General features: G+C 48.0%; 17 protein-coding genes, 2 tRNA genes and 1 pseudogene. 9 read left to right on the forward strand and 11 right to left on the reverse strand.

Annotation, left to right across the window (positions count from 1 at the left end):
* Positions 1 to 46: 46 nt before the first annotated feature.
* From BQ7489_RS17965 to BQ7489_RS08180, 3 genes and pseudogenes are all read right to left on the reverse strand, one after another.
* Positions 47 to 203, reverse strand: a pseudogene (locus tag BQ7489_RS17965) (site-specific integrase); the annotation flags it as partial.
* Between the two features lie 449 nt (positions 204 to 652).
* Complete coding sequence (locus tag BQ7489_RS08175; RefSeq protein WP_072530619.1) at positions 653 to 1,663, reverse strand: GGGtGRT protein; 1,011 nt, start codon at positions 1,661 to 1,663, stop codon at positions 653 to 655.
* A 17-nt stretch (positions 1,664 to 1,680) separates the two neighbouring features.
* Positions 1,681 to 2,382, reverse strand: a complete 702-nt coding sequence (locus BQ7489_RS08180) for an iron-sulfur cluster assembly scaffold protein (RefSeq protein ID WP_022354280.1) — start codon at positions 2,380 to 2,382, stop codon at positions 1,681 to 1,683.
* A gap of 285 nt (positions 2,383 to 2,667) precedes the next feature.
* On the opposite strand from BQ7489_RS08180, the gene BQ7489_RS08185 reads away from it, so the two are divergent.
* The 5 genes from BQ7489_RS08185 to metH all read left to right on the forward strand — a co-directional run bounded on the left by BQ7489_RS08185 (position 2,668) and on the right by metH (position 8,103).
* Positions 2,668 to 3,180: a DMP19 family protein gene (locus tag BQ7489_RS08185; protein ID WP_072530620.1), complete on the forward strand. Its 513-nt coding sequence runs from the start codon at positions 2,668 to 2,670 to the stop codon at positions 3,178 to 3,180.
* A 96-nt stretch (positions 3,181 to 3,276) separates the two neighbouring features.
* Positions 3,277 to 4,089, forward strand: a complete 813-nt coding sequence (locus BQ7489_RS08190) for a hypothetical protein (protein WP_072530621.1) — start codon at positions 3,277 to 3,279, stop codon at positions 4,087 to 4,089.
* Positions 4,090 to 4,242: 153 nt separating this feature from the next.
* Positions 4,243 to 4,812 carry a Yip1 family protein gene (locus tag BQ7489_RS08195; RefSeq protein ID WP_072530622.1) on the forward strand — a complete coding sequence of 190 codons (570 nt, stop codon included), beginning with the start codon at positions 4,243 to 4,245 and terminating at the stop codon, positions 4,810 to 4,812.
* Entirely contained in the window at positions 4,812 to 5,270 is a 459-nt protein-coding gene (gene smpB, locus BQ7489_RS08200; protein WP_072530623.1) for an SsrA-binding protein, read from the forward strand. Before BQ7489_RS08195 ends, smpB begins: the two co-directional genes overlap by 1 nt.
* Positions 5,271 to 5,346: 76 nt before the next feature.
* Positions 5,347 to 8,103 (forward strand): methionine synthase, encoded by a 2,757-nt coding sequence (gene metH / locus BQ7489_RS08205; protein WP_072530624.1) that lies wholly within the window; start codon positions 5,347 to 5,349, stop codon positions 8,101 to 8,103.
* A 107-nt stretch (positions 8,104 to 8,210) separates the two neighbouring features.
* Here the strand turns inward: metH and BQ7489_RS08210 are convergent, their stop codons facing one another.
* The 5 genes from BQ7489_RS08210 to BQ7489_RS08230 form a co-directional block, all read right to left on the reverse strand.
* Positions 8,211 to 8,948: a nucleotidyltransferase family protein gene (locus BQ7489_RS08210; protein ID WP_072532080.1), complete on the reverse strand. Its 738-nt coding sequence runs from the start codon at positions 8,946 to 8,948 to the stop codon at positions 8,211 to 8,213.
* 4 nt (positions 8,949 to 8,952) lie between these two features.
* Positions 8,953 to 10,380 (reverse strand): RapZ C-terminal domain-containing protein, encoded by a 1,428-nt coding sequence (locus BQ7489_RS08215; protein WP_072530625.1) that lies wholly within the window; start codon positions 10,378 to 10,380, stop codon positions 8,953 to 8,955.
* A gap of 114 nt (positions 10,381 to 10,494) precedes the next feature.
* Positions 10,495 to 10,566 (reverse strand) — tRNA-Glu (locus BQ7489_RS08220).
* A 38-nt stretch (positions 10,567 to 10,604) separates the two neighbouring features.
* Positions 10,605 to 10,679, reverse strand: a tRNA-Glu gene (locus BQ7489_RS08225).
* Positions 10,680 to 10,854: 175 nt separating this feature from the next.
* Entirely contained in the window at positions 10,855 to 12,219 is a 1,365-nt protein-coding gene (locus BQ7489_RS08230; RefSeq protein WP_072530626.1) for an alanine/glycine:cation symporter family protein, read from the reverse strand.
* Positions 12,220 to 12,475: 256 nt separating this feature from the next.
* On the opposite strand from BQ7489_RS08230, the gene BQ7489_RS08235 reads away from it, so the two are divergent.
* Positions 12,476 to 14,308: a TrkH family potassium uptake protein gene (locus BQ7489_RS08235; RefSeq protein ID WP_072530627.1), complete on the forward strand. Its 1,833-nt coding sequence runs from the start codon at positions 12,476 to 12,478 to the stop codon at positions 14,306 to 14,308.
* 3 nt (positions 14,309 to 14,311) lie between these two features.
* Complete coding sequence (locus BQ7489_RS08240; RefSeq protein ID WP_072530628.1) at positions 14,312 to 15,001, forward strand: potassium channel family protein; 690 nt, start codon at positions 14,312 to 14,314, stop codon at positions 14,999 to 15,001.
* A gap of 79 nt (positions 15,002 to 15,080) precedes the next feature.
* On the opposite strand, the gene mltG is transcribed toward BQ7489_RS08240, so the two are convergent.
* Together mltG and clpB are read right to left on the reverse strand one after the other, a co-directional pair.
* Positions 15,081 to 16,109: an endolytic transglycosylase MltG gene (gene mltG / locus BQ7489_RS08245; RefSeq protein ID WP_072530629.1), complete on the reverse strand. Its 1,029-nt coding sequence runs from the start codon at positions 16,107 to 16,109 to the stop codon at positions 15,081 to 15,083.
* Between the two features lie 174 nt (positions 16,110 to 16,283).
* Positions 16,284 to 18,872: an ATP-dependent chaperone ClpB gene (clpB, locus tag BQ7489_RS08250; protein WP_072530630.1), complete on the reverse strand. Its 2,589-nt coding sequence runs from the start codon at positions 18,870 to 18,872 to the stop codon at positions 16,284 to 16,286.
* A gap of 204 nt (positions 18,873 to 19,076) precedes the next feature.
* Between clpB and BQ7489_RS08255 the strand changes: the two genes are divergently transcribed.
* Both BQ7489_RS08255 and BQ7489_RS08260 read left to right on the forward strand, forming a co-directional pair.
* Positions 19,077 to 19,658: a DUF6621 family protein gene (locus BQ7489_RS08255; RefSeq protein ID WP_072530631.1), complete on the forward strand. Its 582-nt coding sequence runs from the start codon at positions 19,077 to 19,079 to the stop codon at positions 19,656 to 19,658.
* 63 nt (positions 19,659 to 19,721) lie between these two features.
* Positions 19,722 to 20,639 (forward strand): LysR substrate-binding domain-containing protein, encoded by a 918-nt coding sequence (locus tag BQ7489_RS08260; RefSeq protein WP_072530632.1) that lies wholly within the window; start codon positions 19,722 to 19,724, stop codon positions 20,637 to 20,639.
* Between the two features lie 40 nt (positions 20,640 to 20,679).
* On the opposite strand, the gene BQ7489_RS08265 is transcribed toward BQ7489_RS08260, so the two are convergent.
* Positions 20,680 to 21,756 carry a YeiH family protein gene (locus tag BQ7489_RS08265; protein WP_072530633.1) on the reverse strand — a complete coding sequence of 359 codons (1,077 nt, stop codon included), beginning with the start codon at positions 21,754 to 21,756 and terminating at the stop codon, positions 20,680 to 20,682.
* Positions 21,757 to 21,845 lie beyond the last annotated feature (89 nt).

Below are 21,845 nucleotides of genomic sequence, written 5' to 3' on the forward strand. Positions count from 1 at the left end.
GAAAAACAGCCGATAAAATTGTCGTGGCGGAATATAGAATGGTTACATTTCCAACTACCTTTTCCTGTTCTCTGTTATGTTCTTCAAAGACTTCAAACAGGCTGGCTCTTTTCTTTGAGTGATTCTACCTTATCAAAATAAGCGTCACGTAATAGTTCTGCTGTGATGATAAAACCTCTGTCTAACAATTTTGCTTCTTTCTGATTTCGATAGGAGCTTTACCACTCTTTCTTGTTTTACTTTCTCTTATGGAAAAGAGAATAGAAAAAAATTTCTTACCATAGTTTAATCATTTAAAATTAGACATTAGGAAGTCCTTTTAAATATGATATATCTTTCTGTGTATTAGATAGATGAACCGAATTTTGTGACCACTTTTGAAAAAATGGGAAAATGGTCGCAAATTGGTCACAAAATATTCTCTTTTCAGCCCATTTTCAAGGATAATCAGCCACTTTTAACCTTAGAAAAACAAGCCTGTTTCAAGCGATATTTAGCTTTAATTTCAGCTTCAATTTCAGCATCCATTCACAACGATTTATAAGAAGCACAACAGATGAAAAGTGAGGGAGATCTATTATTTCTCTATGCAGCACGGATAAAATAAAAATCCCCATAACTCAGAGAGTTACAGGGATTTATCAAGTATAAATTACTTATTCAAAGCCAAAGCTACGTTAACAGCGCAAGCTACTGTACATCCTACCATCGGGTTGTTACCGATACCCAGGAATCCCATCATTTCTACGTGAGCAGGAACTGATGAAGAACCAGCGAACTGTGCGTCTGAGTGCATACGGCCCATAGTATCTGTCATACCGTAAGAAGCAGGACCTGCAGCCATGTTATCCGGGTGAAGTGTACGACCTGTACCACCACCTGATGCTACTGAGAAGTAAGGCTTACCGGCAAGAACACGTTCTTTCTTGTAAGTACCTGCAACCGGATGCTGGAAACGAGTCGGGTTAGTAGAGTTACCTGTGATAGATACATCTACATTTTCATGCCACATGATGGCAACACCTTCACGTACATCATCGGCACCGTAGCATTTTACTTTAGCACGAGGACCGTCTGAATACGGAGTTTCTTTTACAATGTGCAATTCGCCTGTGAAGTAGTCGAACTTAGTCTGAACGTAAGTAAATCCGTTGATACGAGAGATGATCATGGCAGCATCTTTACCCAGACCGTTCAGGATGCAACGCAACGGGTTCTTACGAACCTTGTTTGCCATTTCGGCAATCTTGATGGCACCTTCTGCGGCAGCGAATGATTCGTGACCTGCCAAGAAAGCGAAGCACTGAGTTTCTTCACGGAGCAGACGGGCTGCCAGGTTACCGTGACCCAAACCTACTTTACGGTCATCGGCTACTGAACCCGGAATACAGAATGACTGCAAACCGATACCGATAGCTTCTGCAGCGTCGGCAGCGTTCTTACAGCCTTTCTTCAGAGCGATAGCGCAACCTACTACGTATGCCCATTTAGCATTCTCGAAGCAGATACCTTGAGTTTCCTGACAAGTCAGATACGGATCAAGGCCGGCTGCGTCACAGATTGCATTAGCTTCTTCAATGTCTTTGATACCGTTTTCATTCAATGCAGCCAAAATCTGCTTGATACGACGGTCCTGACTTTCAAACTGTACTGGTCTAATCATAATCTGTGTCCTCCTTATTATTCTTTACGTGGGTCAATATATTTAACTGCGCCTTGTTCGGGTTTGAAGCGTCCGTAGGTACCGGTAACAGCTTTCAATGCTTCGTTTGCATCTACACCCTTCTTGATCTGTTCCATGAACTTACCCATGTGAACAAATTCGTAACCGATTACCTGGTTGTCTTTATCCAAGGCCATACGAGTGATGTAACCTTCAGTCAGTTCCAGATAACGGGTACCTTTTGCTTTTGTACCGTACAATGTACCTGTCTGGCTACGGAGTCCTTTACCAAGGTCTTCCAGACCTGCACCGATCATCAGACCACCTTCTGAGAAAGCTGACTGAGTACGGCCATATACAATCTGCAGGAACAGTTCACGCATTGCGGTGTTGATGGCATCGCAAACCAAGTCTGTATTCAGTGCTTCCAGAATAGTCTTTCCCGGCAGGATTTCAGAAGCCATAGCGGCTGAGTGAGTCATACCTGAGCAACCGATTGTTTCTACCAGACATTCTTCAATAACACCTTCCTTGACGTTCAAAGTCAATTTGCAGGCACCTTGCTGTGGAGCACACCATCCCACACCATGAGTTAAGCCTGAAATGTCTTTGATTTCTTTTGCTTGAATCCATTTTCCTTCTTCAGGAATTGGGGCAGGACCGTGGTTTGGTCCTTTAGCAACACAACACATGTGTTCAACTTCATGTGAATAAATCATATTCTTTACGTTTTATTGAGTAATAAAAAATAAGTATATCTCAATTGGACAATTATGGAATTTCTTCCTTAATTCCGACCGCAAAGTTAGCCTTTTTATTTAGTTCTGCAATCCCTAAAAACTAACTTTTTGCGCCTTTTTAAATATATTTTTATGGAAATTTCTCTAATTGTAAAGTCGGTATGACAAAATGTTTTTTCACATTATAAAATAAACATTATCTTTGCATCGCTTTTCAAGAATTAGGGGTATATACCTATATTTTATTAACCAGAAACAGGTAGCATGAGTGAAACGAAAATCATCGTAAAGGATGAAGATTTGAGAAAGGGTGCCGAAGCCGGGATGGACGGTTTCCTGCAGGTATTTATCGATAAGTACCTGGAAGTGACGGGGGGTGTAGTCAATGCCGCAACCATGCCGTTGCTCAACGGTTACCAGCATACGCTGCTGGGATATCATTTTTTCCGTGAGGAAGTGTTCGATGGGGGATTCGTACAGCTGATCCAGAACGGATACGGACCGTATATTTTCGACAATCCTTTCGCCAAGGCCATGCGCCTGTTCGGGGCCAAGGAATTCTCGAAACTGATTTATGAGGCTAAGAAGATATATGATGCACATCGTGCCGATCTTGAAAAGGAGTGTACCGACGATGAATTCATGGCCATGTACGAGCAGTATGAAGCCTTTGATGACTTGGAGGAAGCCTATATGGATATGGAAGAGGAGGTGACAGCACAGATTGCCGGGTATGTAGACGAACATCTGGATCAGTTTGCCGAAATATCTGAATAAATGTTAAAATGAATCTTGTGGTGCAGTGTTTTCACATTCTTTGCATTTAAACACCGAGGAAACATAAAAATGAATAATTTATATTATAATTGTATTATGAAAACATCTTTCTTTAAAGTTTGTCTGGCTGCTTTGTTGGCTGTGTTCAGTTTAAGCTCTTGTCTGGAATCGAACGATGACGGTACCAGATCAACTTATGGCTTTTTCAAGCCGGTTTCATTGATGGGGTATTCCTATTATGTGGATGCGTCCGGATTCAAGTACGTACCAACCGCTACGTCTTCTACTTCAACCACTACTCCTTCCTATGCATCCGATCTGGTTCTGCTCCAGTTCTCTTATAATGCGAACAACCTGACCATGGAGTCGACTTCACTGGATATCACGTTGCTGGCCAGTCCGTATTATGTCCGGGCTCTGGAATATGTGTCGGAAGCCGAAACGGAAGATAACAAGGCTCTTTCAATTTATAATATAGAAGGTCTGGGACTTTGGGGTACCGATTACCTGATTCTCCCGATTTCTACCCGTGTGCATAAGAGCACGACGAACGATACGTTTGAAACGGAAGCTGCCAACCATCATTTTGAACTGTATATGGATGAGGAAGGCTCGTCCGACAACCAGAATGTGTTGAGATTGAAGTTGAGGTATACAATCGATGATGTGACGGCCGATGATGAAGATAAACTGAAAGAATATACTACATATTATAGTGACTATATGAGCTGTGATATCCGTCGGGCCGTATATGATTACCAGGTGTTGAATGGTGGTGACTATCCGGAAAAGATTGAAGTCAGCTATCAGATGTCTCAGGCGGGAGCTGTTACTGGCGCTGATAAAGGTATAAAGAGTAGCGTTTCTGTCCTTTATCCGAAAAAGGATGAAACGACCGACCAGCAGTAATCGGAAAATCTGACATTCATGCAATAATCGGAAAGCCGACTGGCCTAATTTTATGGCCGGGCGGCTTTTTTTGTGTTATTTTTCCACTTATTCGGCTTTTCTTTTGTACATTTGCGGTTCGTGAAAAGATAGTGTAAACAAATAAGGTAAAAATTGAATTACAAGGATTTATTTCAACAGGTATGGGCTCTGTTGTCGTCTCCCGGTAAGGCGTGGGCTGAAATCAGTGATAGAGGTGCCGGGCGTGAAATCATGCCCGATTTTGTTTATCCGCTTATCGGCCTGTGTGGCCTCGCCGAGTTTGTAGGGGCCTTTATCGGGGAAGATATTTCGCCCGATGTGTTCCAGATAGCCTTGACCCGGTGCTGTGCGCTGGCAGTGGCTTTGTTCGGGGGCTTTTTCCTTTCCACTTATCTGCTTTACAAGTGTAGCAGGCTGCTGGCAGGTACCCGGCTTCCGTACGACGCTCTGATGGTATTGGTAGGATATTCGATGGTTGTCAAGTTGGCGGTCGATATCGTTTCGGCCTTTGTGGCGATTGACCTGATCGGCTTTATCCTGCAGATATATACCGTGGTGATTGTGTTTGAAGGGTCGAGACGCTGGCTGAAGATATCCGATGACAGGGTGGGAGGCTTTACAGTTGCCGCTACGGTGGCTGTACTGCTGTGTCCGTTCGTGATAGAGTTTATTTTTAACAAGTTTTCTGTAATATTGAGCTGATGAAACCGAATGCAAGCAATATAAACATAAAGAACAAACGTGCGTCGTTCGACTACGAGTTTATCGATACTTATACGGCGGGTATTGTCCTTACCGGTACGGAAATCAAGTCCATACGCCAAGGTAAGGCCAGTCTGGTCGATACTTTCTGCTACTTTTCGAAAGGGGAGCTGTGGGTGAAGAACATGCATATAGCCGAGTATTTCTACGGTTCGTATAACAACCACCTGGCACGCCGCGACCGGAAGCTGCTGCTTACCAAAAAGGAGTTGCGCAAACTGGAGCGGGGAATCCGTGAAACGGGATTCACCATTGTTCCCACCCGTTTGTTTATCAATGAGAAGGGGCTGGCCAAAGTGGTGATAGCCCTGGCGAAAGGTAAGAAGCAGTACGACAAGCGTGAAGCTTTGAAGGAGAAAGACGACAAACGCATGATGGACCGGATGTTCAAGCATTGATTCCGGTTCCTTCTATTTTTTATTCATTCCTGCTTTGTGTAGCGGGATTCTTGGTCATTTAGTTATACCCCGAATTATGCAGTCAAAATCAATACAGCAGCTGATACAGGAGAGAATCCTGGTGCTTGACGGTGCCATGGGCACAATGATCCAGCAGTATCACCTTTCGGAAGCCGATTTCCGTGGAGAGCGTTTCAAGGATGTTCCGGGACAGCAGAAAGGCAATAATGATTTGTTGTGCCTTACGCGGCCCGACGTGATTGAAGAGATTCACCGGAAGTATCTGGAAGCCGGTGCCGATATCATCGAGACCAATACGTTCAATTCGACCACCGTTTCGATGGCTGATTATCACATGCAGCCTTATTGCCGTGAAATCAATCTGGCGGCAGCACGCCTGGCCCGTAAGGTGGCCGATGAATATACGTCAGGGAATCCCGAAAAGCCCCGGTTTGTGGCGGGATCGGTAGGTCCTACCAACAAGACGTGCTCCATGAGTCCCGACGTGAACAATCCGGCTTTCCGTGCCTTGACTTTCGATGGTCTGCTGGCAGCCTACAAAGAACAGATGGAGGCTCTGCTGGAAGGGGGCGTAGACACGATTCTGATAGAGACTATCTTCGATACTCTGAATGCAAAAGCGGCTATTCTGGCCGCAGAGCAGTCGATGGAAAAGACAGGACGCAAGGTACCGCTGATGCTTTCGGTCACAGTATCGGATGTGGCGGGACGTACCTTGTCGGGACAGACGCTGGATGCCATTCTGGCTTCCGTACAGCATGCCGATATTTTTTCTGTCGGTCTGAACTGCTCATTCGGAGCAAAACAGTTGAAACCTTTCCTGGAACAGCTGGCACGCCGCGCTCCTTATTATATCAGCGCCTATCCGAATGCCGGGTTGCCCAATAGCCTGGGCCAGTATGACCAGACACCGGAACAGATGGCCATGGAGGTGAAGGAGTATGTCGATGAGGGGCTGGTCAACATCATAGGCGGTTGCTGTGGTACTACGGAAGAGTATATAGCCCGTTATCAGGATCTTATTGCGGGTAAGAAGCCGCATGTTCCGGCTCCCCGGCCTGAGTATATGTGGCTGTCGGGTCTGGAACTGCTGGAAGTGACTCCCGAAATCAATTTCGTGAACGTGGGTGAACGCTGTAACGTGGCGGGATCGCGCAAGTTCCTGCGGCTTATCAACGAGAAGAAATACGATGAGGCGCTTTCCATCGCCCGCAAACAGGTGGAAGACGGGGCGCAGATTATCGACGTAAATATGGACGACGGTCTGCTGGATGCAGCACAGGAGATGACGACGTTCCTGAACCTGGTGGCTTCCGAACCCGACATCGCCCGGGTACCGGTTATGATCGATTCCTCGAAGTGGGAGGTGATTGAAGCCGGACTGAAGTGTGTGCAGGGCAAGTGTATCGTCAATTCCATTTCCCTGAAAGAGGGGGAAGAGGTCTTTGTGGCGCATGCCCGTGCCGTAAGGCAGTATGGTGCTGCGGTCATTGTCATGGCTTTCGATGAGAAAGGTCAGGCAGATACATACGAGCGGAAGATAGAGGTGTGCAGCCGTGCCTATCGGATTCTCACGGAAAAGGTGGGTTTCCGTCCGCAGGATATCATTTTCGACCCGAATGTGCTGGCTGTCGCCACGGGTATCGAGGAGCATAACAATTATGCGGTCGATTTCATCAAGGCTGCCGGATGGATCCGGAAGAATCTGCCGGGAGCACACGTGAGCGGAGGGGTAAGTAACCTGTCTTTCTCCTTCCGTGGCAACAATTATATCCGTGAGGCGATGCATGCGGTGTTTCTCTACTATGCCATCCGTGAAGGGATGGATATGGGAATTGTCAATCCGGGTACATCGGTGCTCTATACCGATATTCCGGCCGACGTGCTGGAGCGGATTGAGGATGTGGTGCTGAACCGCCGTCCGGATGCAGCCGAGCGTCTGATAGAGATTGCCGAGAAACTGAAGGCGGAGAAGGAAGGGAATTCCGGACAGGATACGGCGGCCTCACATCTGACCTGGCGTGAGGGGACTACCGTAGAAGAACGTCTGCAATATGCGCTGGTCAAAGGTCTGGGCGATTATCTGGATGATGACCTGCATGAGGCGCTGGCGAAATATCCCAATGCGGTGAGTATCATCGAAGGTCCGCTCATGGCGGGCATGAACCATGTGGGCGACTTGTTCGGTTCGGGCAAGATGTTCCTGCCGCAGGTGGTGAAGACTGCACGTACCATGAAGAAGGCGGTGGCCATTCTCCAGCCTTATATCGAGGCGGAAAAGAAGGAAGGGGCTACATCGGCCGGGAAGGTCCTGGTGGCCACGGTCAAAGGTGATGTGCATGACATCGGTAAAAACATCGTATCGGTAGTGATGGCCTGCAACAATTATGAGATTATTGATTTGGGTGTGATGGTGCCTGCCGAGAAGATTGTGGAGACTGCCATCCGTGAAAAGGTGGATATCGTAGGGCTGAGCGGTCTGATCACTCCTTCGCTGGAGGAGATGGTTCATGTGGTTTCCGAGATGGAACGTGCCGGACTCGATATTCCGGTCATGATAGGCGGTGCCACTACATCGAAGCTGCATACTGCCTTGAAGATTGCTCCGGTCTACCATGCTCCGGTAGTCTATATGAAGGATGCTTCGTTGAATGCCCCTGTAGCGGCCCGGCTGATGAATCCGGAATCGCGCCGTGTGTTGGCCGGTGAACTGGACAAGGAATACCGTGAGCTGCGTGAAAAAAACAGAGACAGGCAGGTAAAGACCGTTTCCCTCAAGGAAGCGCAGGAAAACAGGCTGAAATTGTTCTGATCGGGAAATTCCAAGATATTTTCAGAAAAGCTCTTGATGTCCGGGAAGGAACGTCAAGGGCTTTTCTTTTGAATTTCAAGTTCTTTTTCGCAGAAGAATCTGGTGATTTACAGAATCGTCTTGATGAATTCTTCTGCCTTGGCCAGCGTTTCGGGTTTCCCTATGTCGATGAGGCGGAGCTGTTCGGTGAGATATCCGCCCAAACGGGCTTCACGGCACGTCTGCAGGTAGAAGTCCATGATGGAGAATTTTCCCTGCCACCGGTCCATGTAGCGGAAAAGGGAAGGAGAGATTACGTGGATGCCGCTGAAGGCGTATTCCCGGTATTGGCCGGCCCGGTAGATGAAACCTTCGGGTTTGGTCTGCAGGGTATCTTTGTTGATCCATCCGCGGAGGAGGTTCTCGTCGTCGAACAGGAGGTAGCGTATGGTTTTCCGGGGGCTTGCCAGCAGGGTGGCGTCGTTGCCGCTGTGCAGGTGGTATTCATACAGTGCTTTCAGGTCGGTATCCGAGAGTATGTCTACGTTATGTACCAGAAAGGGTTCGTCTCCGCTGAAAAAGTTCCGGGCTTTCTTGATCCCTCCTCCCGTGTCGAGCAGCATGTCGCGTTCGTCGCTGATGTGGATGGTGAGGCCGAAATTACGGTTGGCTTCCAGGAATCCGATAATCTGTTCTCCAAAGTGGTGGATGTTGATGACAAGTTCTGTAAAACCGGCGGCTTTCAGTTTCAGGATGACGTGTTCCAGCATGGGCTTTCCGGCTACCGGTACCAGGGCTTTGGGCATGTGGTCGGTAAGCGGTTTCAGGCGGGTGCCCAGTCCCGCGGCGAATATCATGGCTTTCATAGGCTTATCTTGCTTCAAAAATTTCTGTAATCTGCTGTTCCCTGTGTATCAGTTCCACTCGTATACCGAATTTCTCGTGCAGGTGGTGGGCCACATGTTCGGCCGAGTAGACCGAACGGTGCTGTCCGCCGGTACATCCGAAGCAGACGGACAGGTGGGTGAATCCCCGTTCCAGGAAACGGTTCACGTGGGCGTCTACCAGTGCGTCGACGTGTTCCAGGAAGGTCAGGATCTCTCCGTCGTTCTCCAGGAAGTCGATGACCGGCTTGTCGCGGCCGGTAAGCTGTTTGTACTGTTCGTATTTCCCGGGGTTATGCACGGCCCGGCAGTCGAACACATATCCTCCGCCGTTCCCCGACGGGTCTTCCGGGATTCCTTTCCGGTAAGAGAAACTCATGACACTTACGGTGAGTTTGCGTTTGTTGCGTTCATAGACAAACTGTGGCTGGTCGGTCATGCACTGCAATACTTCGCACAGATATGGATATTCCGGATATCCCTGTTCCAGCAGCACCCTCAGGTTCCCGATGGCGAAGGGGATGCTTTGCAGGAAATGGGGTTTCTTTTCGAAATAGCCGCGGAAGCCGTATGCGCCCAGTACCTGCAGGGTGCGGAAGAGCACGAAGTGGCGCAAGGTCTTCAGGAAATCTTCTTCCGTGATCCGGTAGAAAGGCTGCAGGGCTTCCAGGTAACGGCCGATGAGTTCCAAGCGCAGGCTGTCGGGAAAGTTGGCTTTGGCCTGCCACAGGAAAGAGGCTACGTCGTAGTATACAGGGCCTTTCCGTCCGCCCTGGAAATCGATGAAATACGGTTTCCCGTTGTGGATCATGACATTGCGGCTCTGGAAATCGCGGTACATGAAGGCCGAAGGTTCCGCCTGGAGCAGGATATCGGCCATTCTGTCGAAGTCGTCTTCCAGTCTGTTTTCCTGGAATTCGGTTCCGGTTGTCTTCAGGAAGCAATACTTGAAGTAGTTCAGGTCCCACAGGATGCTGCGCCGGTTGAATTCAGGTTGTGGGTAACATACGCTGAAGTCCATGTCTTCGGCACCTTTGAACTGGAGGACGGGGAGAAGTCGGATGGTCTGTTCCAGCAGTTGTCTTTCTGCGTCGTCGAACAGTCCGCTTTCACGTCCCTGTGCGATGAGTTGGAAGAGCAGTTCATCTCCCAGGTCTTCCTGCAGGTAACAGGTACAGTCTTCCGATACCTCATATACCTGGGGTACAGGCAACCCTTTTTCGTGGAAGTGTCTTGACATGTAGATAAAGGCTTTGTTCTCTTCGGCGGAGGTTCCGCATACCCCGATGAGATTGGCTGTCCCTTTCAGGCGGTAATACCGGCGGTTCGATCCGGCTCCGGGCAGGGCTTCCATGCTTTCCGGTTCCGTTCCGGTGTACCGCAGGTACAGGTTTGTCATTATTTCAGTATTCATGGTCGAATTTCGGATTTGGATATAAAGAATGTCCGGCAAAGATACGATAAATCCTGAAAAGAAGCGGAGGGAAAAAGAAAAAGCAGTACCGGATTCACCTGATACTGCTTTAAGTAGCCCGTGGGGGAATCGAACCCCCCTTTCAAGAATGAAAATCTTGCGTCCTAACCGATAGACGAACGGGCCATCCTTTGTTTGCACCGGCATTGCCTGATGCTTGTTTGTGGTAGCCCGTGGGGGAATCGAACCCCCCTTTCAAGAATGAAAATCTTGCGTCCTAACCGATAGACGAACGGGCCATCCTGGCTTTGTGTCGAGGTGTCTCTCGAACACGGGTGCAAAGGTACGGCTTTTTTTTGAATTTGCAAGTATCCAGACAGAAAAAATCAAGGAGAAATGAAAAAAAGTCTCATTTCTCCTTCTTCCCTTTCTGCTGGAGAGTGGAAATGCTTTATGCAGATAGCTTTTCTGTAACTATAAATCTTCCGGGTCGGCCGTATCTTCCAGACGGTTGTCCCAAAGGTATTTCTTGGTTTCCCTGGCGGCTATTCCCGAGAGGAGGATCAGCGAAATCAGGTTGGGGATGGCCATGAGTGCGTTGAAGCTGTCGGCTATGTTCCATACAGCTTTCAGGTTCATGGTAGAGCCTATATAGATGGATATTATCCAGAGAATGCGGTACGCTTTCCGGAGCTTGTCTTTTCCGAGGTATTCGATGGCTTTTCCCGAGTAGTATCCCCATCCGATGATGGTAGAAAAGGCGAAGGTGAAGATACCTATGCTGAGGATGCTGGTACCTACATAGGGAATCTTGCTGAAAGCGGCTTTGGTCAGTTCCCCTTCCTGGGTATAGTCGATATCGGGGTAGGCCAGTACGCTGGTTACCAGTACCAGACCGGTCATGGCGCAGATGACTACCGTATCCCAGAATGTTCCGGTCGATGAGACCAGTGCCTGACGTACCGGGTTACGTGTCTGTGCGGCAGCCGCCACAATGGGTGCCGAACCCAGTCCGGCCTCGTTGGAAAACAGTCCGCGTGCTATTCCGTATCGGGCGGCCATCATGACTGTGGTGCCTAGAAAACCTCCTCCTGCAGCCTGCGGAGTAAAGGCTGAAGTGACGATAAGCCTGATGGCCTCTCCCAGGTAGGCGTGGTTGATGCAGAGGATGGCTATGCAGCCCAGTATATAGAGGATAGCCATGACTGGTACCAATGCCATGCATACACGGGCAATGCCTTTAACTCCGAAAAAGACGACGAGTGCCACGCCCAAGGTTACGATAATGCCTATCACGTGTTCATTGATGCCGTAGGTAGTCTTCATCAGCAGGGATATGGCGTTGGCCTGAACCATGCTTCCGATACCGAATGCGGCAAGGGCCGTAAATATGCAGAACAATATCCCCAGCCATTTCTGTTTCAGTCCGCGTTCCAGAGCATACATGGGGCCGCCTATCATTTCTCCGTTCCGGCCTTTTACGCGGTATTTGATGGCCAGCAATCCTTCGGTATATTTGGTAGCGATACCGAATACGCCGGTAAGCCAGCACCAGAGTACGGCGCCGGGGCCGCCGAAAGCCACAGCTGTAGCTACACCGATGATGTTTCCCGTACCGATGGTGGCTGCCAGGGAAGTGGCCAGTGCACCGAACTGGCTTACGTCGCCTTCCGATCCGTCGTCTTTTTTGAAGGAAAGCCGGATGGCAGTAAAGATTTTCCGTTGCGGAAAGCGCAGGCGGACGGTGAGATACAGGTGGGTTCCCAAAAGCAGGATAATCATGGGCCAGCTCCACAGGAAGGAGCTGATAGAGGCGGTAATCTGTTCAAATAGTTCCATGGGTTACAGTTCAGCTGTCGTTTACCGGGTTACATCAAGTGTATTCCGGTTTAAAAATTGTCTTTAAAAAGGCTTTATAATGTATCAAAAATAAATCTTTTTGCAAATATATATGAAAATATGATAACATGATCCTTGTTTCTTGAATTATTTGTCAATACAGATAAAGCTTCCGGAATAAAACGTGTTGCATAATATTGTCGGAATCAAATGATTTTGTCTATTTTTGCAGAGGTGACCAATAAGTTTTTCTATTATGGATAAATGGGACAATCCGTTACTTGCTCGTAAGAATCTTTTCCGGCTCAGGTTGAACCAGGTGTTGCGCTGGTTCAATGCGGGGGCTTACTGTTTTGCCCTGCTGTTTATCCTGACCTTTATTTATGAACACGGGTTTGTAATTTCGGCATACGAATCGCAGGTTATCCGTGTTATCTATAAGCTGACCTGGATTGTGTTCCTGGTGTTCACTACGGTGCAGATTGCAACCCGGAAGGATGATGACGACAAGTCGAGACTGACCGTCTGGACATGGCTGCTGGATGTCCTGCTTTACCTTACGTTGCTGCCTGTAGTCTTCAAACAGCCCGAAACGGATACGGAGGTATATTGGATATGGTATTTCTTTCATCATGAGTATTACCGGATTGCCATTCTGTTCCTGCTCTCGCTGACCAACCTGTCGGCCAGTCTGGTGCGCCTGCTGGGAAAACGGACCAACCCTTCCCTGATCCTGGCTTCGAGCTTCCTGGTCTTCATCCTGATCGGTTCCGTGATGCTCATGTTGCCGCGTTCTACCTATCATGGCATATCTTTTATCGATGCTCTGTTTACGGCTACCAGCGCTACCTGTGTAACCGGACTGGTGTCGGTGGATGTTCCGTCGACCTTTACCATGCACGGGCAGATAATCATTATTTTGCTTATCCAGATAGGAGGACTGGGAGTGATGACGCTCACCAGTTTCTTTGCCATGTTCTTTATGGGAAACACTTCGCTCTATAACCAACTGGTGATAGGGGATATGATCAGTTCCAACTCTTTGAATTCATTGCTTTCTACCTTGCTATATATATTGGGGTTCACCTTGGCCATTGAAGGGATAGGAATGGCTTTTATCTGGTTCAGTATTCACGGAACGATGGGGATGTCACTGGAGGAAGAACTTTACTTTGCAGCTTTTCATTCCGTGTCGGCCTTCTGTAATGCGGGTTTCTCTACTTTGCCCGGTAATCTGGGTAATCCGCTGGTGATGCACGATCATAACCTGCTGTTTATAACCGTTTCATTCCTTATTATTCTGGGGGGTATCGGTTTCCCTATATTGGTAAACATGAAGGATACACTGGTCTATTACCTGAGTTTCCTGAAGTCGAAACTCTTCCGCCGCAGGACTGCTTTCCGCAAACAGGTCCACCTGTATGCGCTGAATACGAAGATTGTACTGATCATGACGGGAATACTGCTGGTGGCCGGTACGGTAATCATTGCTGCCTGTGAGTGGGACAATGCCTTTGCCGGAATGCCTTGGATGGATAAATGGGTACATGCCTTCTTTAATTCCACCTGCCCGCGTACAGCCGGTTTTTCGAGTGTGTCTCTGACCTCGCTTTCCACGCAGACATTGCTGCTTATGATTGTACTGATGGTTATCGGCGGCGGTACCCAGTCGACTGCCGGCGGTGTCAAAGTCAATGTGTTTGCTGTAATGCTGTTCAATCTTTGGGCGGTGATCAGGGGGGCCGACCGGGTTACCATCTTCAGACGTGAACTTTCATACGACTCTATCCGACGCTGTAACGCAGCCCTTCTGGTCTATCTGATCATCGTCTTTGCAGCCATATTCCTGATGACATTGATTGAGCCGCAGGCGTCGGTCATGGCATTGACTTTCGAGTGTGTATCGGCCTTGAGTACGGTAGGCTCCAGCCTGGACCTGACTCCGACCTTGAGTGTTGCAGGCAAAGGGGTGATCATTTTCCTGATGTTTGTAGGGCGTGTAGGAGTGTTTACACTTGTGCTCGGACTGATCAGGCAGGTAAAGAAACGTAACTATAAATATCCTACGGGAAATATTATTATCAACTGATATATGAAATACATCGTAATCGGATTAGGAAACTATGGCGGTGTACTGGCCGAAGAGCTGACTGCATTGGGGCATGAGGTGATAGGAGTGGATTGTAATGAACTCCATGTAGACCGTCTGAAAGACAAGATTGCCACGGCTTTTGTGCTGGATGCTACCGATGAATTGTCGCTTTCCACCCTTCCGTTGAAAAAGGTGGATATCGTGGTTGTAGCCATCGGAGAGAATTTCGGGGCTTCGGTCAAGGTTGTGTCTATTCTGAAGAAAAACAAGGTGCGGCACATTTACGCCCGTGCCGTAGATGAGATACATAAGACTGTACTTGAAGCATTTTCGCTCGACCGTATCCTGACTCCCGAAAAGGAGGCGGCCCGTATGTTGGTGCAACTGCTCGAACTGAATTCGGAAGTGGAGCCTTTCAAGATAGACGAAGAGTATTATGTGTTCAAGTTTGCCGTCCCGTCCAGACTGTGTGGCATGGCTGTAAACGACCTGCAGCTGGAAAAAAATTTCAATCTGAAGATCATTTCATTCATCCGCGGACGTCGGGTGGAGAACAGCCTGGGCATTTCGGTACTGGACCGGGGGGTAGAGAATTCGTTCGAAGAGAATTATGAGCTTCAGCCCGAAGATGAACTGGTGTGCTATGGCATGTACGATGATTTCCTGAAGTTCTGGAAATCTGTAAAGTGACGGTCTTCGGACATCTGTTTCATTTTATAGAAAATATCCCTCAAGACAGGAGGACCGGTTTTGAGGGATATTGACTTGTTCATTTCATGATTTTACGCTGGTTTAGCGCCTGCTGGTAACGCCGTGCGTTAGCCAGGTGTTCATTGATGTTTTTGGCAAAATTATGGGTACCCGAGAAATCTTCTTTCGCACACATATATAAATAGTCATGGCGCGAATAATTCAGTACACTTTCCAGTCCGTCGACAGAAGGGATGCGGATCGGACCGGGAGGAAGTCCTGCATATTTGTAAGTGTTGTACGGACTGTCGGCTTCCAGGTGTTTGTTCAGGATACGACGTAATCCGAATTCCTGTAGAGCGAACTTGACTGTAGGGTCGGCCTGGAGAAGCATGTCCTTATGGAGGCGGTTGATGTACAGCCCTGCCACCATCGGCTTTTCTGCCTTGTTGGCAGTCTCTTCTTCTACGATAGAGGCTATTGTAGCTATTTCAATGGGAGTGAAACCGATGGCTTTGGCCTGTTCGGTCCTTTTCCCGTTCCAGAACCGGTCATGCTCCTTGACCATCCGCTTGATGAATTCTTCGGGGCCGATGTTCCAGTAGACTTCATATGTGTTTGGAATGAAGAGTGCGGGAAGCGTGTATTTGTCGTATCCCAGCCGGGCGCAGTAGGCACTGTCATTCAGTAATGTGGCAATCGATGTGGAATCAGTCATGAGCTGCCGGGAAACGGTACGGATCAGTGTCCCCACAGTACGGACGCTGGGGATGGTTACCTGTACAGGTGTCTGGTTGCCGTTCCTCAATTTCCGGAAAATGGCTAATGTATTTTCCGAAGGGGTAAGCCGGTAGGCACCGGTACGGACATGTTCTTCATATCCGCTCCATGATGCCAGCATACGCAACCCGGTAAGGCTGGATACCTGGAGGTTCGCTTCAATCTTATGATAGACAGAGTCGGCTGTATCGTCATCATCGATATAGAGATAGGCTTTTGTTTCCGATTTGACCGGATGGTTCAGGAACAGGGCGCATCCGGTGATGATGCCCGCTATAACCAATACCGCTATGATGACCAGTGAGTAAATGATTTTTTTATGTTTCATCTTTCAGTTGATTTTCCGAGGTGCAAAGATAATGCATTTCTTGGACGAGACTTGAAAAGAATATCGTTTTTTGGCTTTCCGGCGGTTAATGACATAAAAAAACGCCCTGAAAGCGTCGGGGCTTTCAGGGCGTTTGAAGTTGTTCCGCAGAACGTTTTACTATGAATCGAATGTTTAGTTTCTGAATTTCAACTCACCGTTGGCACAATCTACAACGATAGGTTTGTTACGGTCTACTTCCTGTGCCAGCAACTTCTTTGACAAGTCGTTCAGCAAGTACCGCTGTATGGCACGTTTTACAGGACGTGCACCGAATTCAGGATCAAATCCGGCAGTAGACAGGAACTCATAGGCAGCATCAGTCAGTTGCAGCGTTACACCGTTTTCTGACAACATGTGCTGGATACCGTTGATCTGCAAGCGGACAATCTGGTTGATCTGGTTCTTGTCCAACGGCTGGAACATGATGACTTCGTCGATACGGTTCAAGAATTCCGGACGGATAGTCTTCTTCAACATGTTCATCACTTCGTTCTTGGTCTCTTCTACTATCTGGTCATGGTTCGTGTCATTGATCTTTTCGAACTGGCTCTGTATATAGGCAGATCCCAAGTTTGACGTCATGATGATGATGGTATTCTTGAAGTTGACCGTACGACCCTTGTTATCGGTCAGACGGCCGTCGTCCAATACCTGCAACAGGATGTTGAATACATCCGGATGCGCCTTTTCGATTTCATCGAACAGTACGACAGAGTACGGTTTACGCCGTACAGCTTCGGTCAGCTGTCCGCCTTCATCGTAACCGACGTATCCCGGAGGGGCACCGATCAGACGTGAAACCGTATGCTTTTCCTGGTATTCACTCATATCGATACGCGTCATCAGGCTTTCATCATCGAACAGGTATTCGGCCAAAGCCTTTGCCAGTTCGGTCTTACCTACACCGGTAGTTCCGAGGAAGATGAATGAACCAATCGGACGTTTCGGATCCTGCAGACCGGCACGGCTACGACGTACGGCATCGGCCACGGCCCTGATGGCTTCATCCTGACCTACTACACGTTTGTGCAGTTCGTCTTCCAGGTGGAGCAGCTTGTCGCGTTCGCTTTGCAGCATCTTGCTGACCGGTATTCCTGTCCAACGTGATACTACATCGGCGATATCTTCGGCGGTAACCTCTTCTTTGATCATGGCGCAATCACCTTGCTTCTGTTTCAGGTCGGCTTGGATATCCTTGATCTCCTGTTCCAAAGCCTGGAGCTTTCCGTAACGGATTTCGGCTACCTTACCGTAATCACCTTCACGTTCAGCCTTGTCGGCTTCGAATTTCAGCTGTTCTATTTCCTGCTTGTTCTTCTGGATCTTGTTCACAAGTTCCTTTTCGCTCTGCCATTTGGCCTTATAGGATGTTTCCTGCTCTTTCAACTCGGCAATTTCCTTGTTCAGTTTGGCAAGCTTGTCTTCATCCTTTTCACGCTTGATGGCTTCACGTTCAATTTCCAGCTGTTTCAATCGGCGTTCGATTTCATCCAGTTCTTCAGGCAGAGAGTCACGTTCCATACGCAACTTGGCGGCAGCTTCATCCATCAGGTCGATGGCCTTATCCGGCAAGAAACGTTCGGTAATGTAACGGTTGCTTAGTTCAACAGCCGCAATGATGGCTTCATCCTTGATACGTACCTGATGGTGGTTTTCATACCGTTCCTTCAGACCACGCAGGATGGAGATGGAGCTTAACGTATCAGGTTCATTTACCATGACCGTCTGGAACCTACGTTCCAATGCCTTATCCTTCTCGAAGTATTTCTGGTACTCGTCAAGGGTAGTGGCACCGATACTTCTCAGTTCACCACGTGCCAATGCCGGTTTCAGAATGTTGGCGGCATCCATGGCGCCTTCACCTTTACCTGCACCGACCAAAGTATGGATTTCATCGATGAACAGGATGATGTTTCCGTCGGACTTGGTGACCTCATTGATCACTGATTTCAGACGTTCCTCGAATTCACCTTTATACTTTGCACCGGCAACCAATGCACCCATATCCAGTGAATAGAGCTGTTTGTTCTTCAGATTTTCAGGAACATCTCCCCGGAGGATACGTTGTGCCAGACCTTCCACGATGGCGGTTTTACCGGTACCCGGTTCACCGATCAGGATCGGGTTGTTCTTGGTACGACGGCTCAAAATCTGAAGCACACGACGGATTTCTTCGTCACGGCCGATAACCGGATCCAGTTTCCCGTTACGGGCAGCCTCTATCAGATTGATGGCATATTTGTTCAACGACTGGTATGTATCTTCACTCGACTGGGATGTTACGTTCTGTCCCTGTCTCAGTTCATTGATGGCTGCACGCAGTTCCTTATCGGTCATGCCCGCATCCTTCAATATAGTACTTACTGTACTTTTGACATTTAACAGGGCCAGTATGATAGCTTCCAGTGAGACGTATTCGTCACCTAATTGTTTGGAGTAGTCGACAGCTTTCTGCAAAACCTCGTTGGCGTCACGGCTCAGGTACGGTTCACCGCCCGAAACCTTCGGCAGAGAAGCAATCTGCTTGTCGAGTACGGTAGCGATCTGCTGGCCGTTGATACCCAATTTCTGGAAAATGAAGTTGGTTACATTTTCACCGACCTTCAGCACACCTGCCAACAAATGCTCGGGCTCGATAGCCTGCTGTCCACGGTTCTGTACCAGGTTCACCGCTTCCTGCACAGCCTCTTGCGATTTGATTGTAAAGTTGTTAAAGTTCATATTGTGTCTCCTTTCTGTTTTCTGTTTTTATTAAGTTCGACTAGTATTCTCCAAAATCTTTGCCAATCTGTATTTTTGATAGATATATGCCTAAATGTCAGTTGTTTAGCTTTAGTTTCTGCAACTTTGTCTGCAAGAGGAACAAAATGTCAGCAAACTTTTTATATCTTTATGCCATAAACTTAAAAAGAGTAATATACAGCAATGGAAAAGAAGATACCTTTTGCCCCCACGGTGATGTTGATAGATGCGTCTTATCTGGATAGAGTAGGGAGTGACCTGACCGAACATTTCGCTCCGATAGTGAACCGGAAACTGCCGAAAGCCGATCTGGCAACCTTGCTGGAGTGTCTGGCTTTGGATTCGGGTGTGACGTTAGGTGAAAACGAAGTGCAGGTGATATTTATCTATCGGAACGGAGAGAATAAAATGAAGTTCTGCACTCCTTCCAATCTGGATAAGGATCTGCATGAAGTGGCGTTTAAGAGTCAGCTGGGAGAGTTTTCGGTATATGCTTTCCAGCCATCGGATATGGCTACATGCGAAGAGTTGTTCCTTGAATCGATGATGCTGGCCAGTGAATCCGTGCAGACGGAAAAGATCATTCTGGTTCCGGATGAGGACAGTTATGGGGAGCAGGTTGATGCCCGGCTCGGAAAGATGGATAAGAAAGAGCGTTTTGTGGTGTTCGGAATGAATCCTCCTGCTCATGAGCTGTCCTATAAGTTCGAGCTCGTGGGATTTTCCATTCTTCAGTCGCTCGGTATCCGTGCCGATGAGTTGTAGCCTTGATGTTTCCGGTGCTATGTGATTCTTACATTAATGTATTATTAATATTATTTTATTAGATTGTCCGATTTCCGTCTGAAAGTTTTTTACAGTGTAGCGAAAAACCTGAGTTTTACGAAGGCATCTCAGGAGCTGTTTGTCAGCCAGCCTGCTATAACCAAGCATATCCGTGAATTGGAGAGCTTGTACCAGACTCGTCTGTTCAACCGTTTGGGAAACAGGATTTCACTCACCGAATCGGGGCAGGTTCTGTTGGAGCATTGTGAACGGCTTCTGGACGATTACCGTAAGCTGGAATACGATATGCATTTGCTGCATAATGAGTATACCGGCCAGTTGCGTCTGGGCGCCAGTACGACGATTGCCCAATATGTGCTGCCTCCCGTGCTGGCACAGTATAAGCAGAAGTATCCGAAAATCAGTATTTCCTTGATTGAAACCAATTCCCGGAATATAGAGCGTGCCTTGCAGGAGCATGACATTGAATTGGGGATGGTGGAAGGTGTTTTCCGCCTTCCCAACTTGAAGTATGAACCGTTTCTGTGTGATGAGCTGGTACCGGTGGTACATGTAGACTGTCCGATCGGCAAGTCGGGTGAAATCACGTTGGACGAATTTAAAGAGGTGCCTCTGGTACTGCGTGAAAGAGGTTCGGGTACACTCGATGCCATAGAGATGGTGTTGGCCGAACAGCATCTGAAACTTTCATCTCTGCAGGTACAGATGTATCTGGGCAGTACAGAGAGTATAAAGTCTTATCTGGAATGTAGTCCGAGTATGGGGATTGTTTCCATTGCGGCAATCGGCAGGGAGTTGAAGAATGGCAGTTTCCGTATCGTAGATATTGCCGGGTTGCAGTTCAAGCGTCATTTCTGTTTTGTGTCTACACAAGGTCGTGAAGACGAGGCTATCCTGCATTTCATGAGATTTGTACAAGAAAAATTCCGCCACGGGAATCGCGGCGGAATATGGTTGTAGTTACGGTTTCCCGTTTCTGTTTCATGTGTTACGGAACCGGTTACATCAGTGCCGGAACCAGGTATCGGGTAATCAGGTATCCTCCGCCTACCAGCCAGATGTAGAGCAGTCCGGCCAGAAGGAAAGGTTTGGCACCTGCCTGTTTGAACTTCTCGATGCTGGTGTCTGTACCCAGGGCGGTCATTGCCATTGTAAGCATGAAGGTATCGATGTATTCGATTGCTCCGTTCAGAGGAATTTCCTTTACGCTGTCTACACCTAATATATATTGCAGTAAGGAATTCAGGCAGATAATCCCGATGAATCCGAATGCGAACCAAGGAATTGTAATCTTGCTTTTTCCGCTGGCATTACCGTTTTCGGTACTTTTACGTTTTGCCAGAGCGAAGCTCATGATTACCAGTACAGGGGCAAGCATCATGACACGGATCATTTTGGTTATGGTCGCTGTTCCGGCAATTCCCAGTGCATCTGTGGGATCCATTGCGTTACCGGCTCCGGCTACGTGTGCCACTTCATGGAGTGTACTTCCTGTATAGATGGCTACTCCCATATCGCCCAGTCCGTCGAGTAGTCCGGCACGGTACATGATAGGGTACAGGAACATGGAGATGGTACCGAAGATGACTACAGTCGATACAGCTATGGCTGTCTTATGTCCTTCACATTTCACTACAGGTTCGGCTCCCAATACGGCTGCGGCACCGCAGATAGCACTACCGGTAGCTGTCATCAGTGAAGTATCCTTGTCCATTTTGAGAAGTTTTCCGAGCCAGATCCCTAAGAAGATGGTACCGGCTACAATGATGATATCTATGACTACTGCAGGCAGACCTACGGCAGCTACCTGGGTCAGTGTCAGACGGAATCCGTAAAGAACGATACCGGCACGCAAGATTTGTTTGGTACAGAACTTGATACCTGGAACCCAGGTTTCGGGAAGGCGGTTACGCAGACTGTTGGCGTAAAGCATACCTAAAATGATACCTACAATCAGCGGACTGAATGAAAGGCCTTTTACAAAAGGGATTTCGGCGATGTAGAATGCCGCAAACGAGAACAATGCAATAAGCAGAATACCATGGAGAGTATTTCCTCTATTTCCTTTTTCAAACATTGTGTGATTACAGTTAGTTGGTTAATTCTTTGTTTCTGTCTGCAAAAGTAGGAGATAAAATCGGATGTGGCAATTGAAAAATTTTTATC

This window comes from Bacteroides ilei, from assembly GCF_900128495.1.
GTDB lineage: Bacteria > Bacteroidota > Bacteroidia > Bacteroidales > Bacteroidaceae > Phocaeicola > Phocaeicola ilei.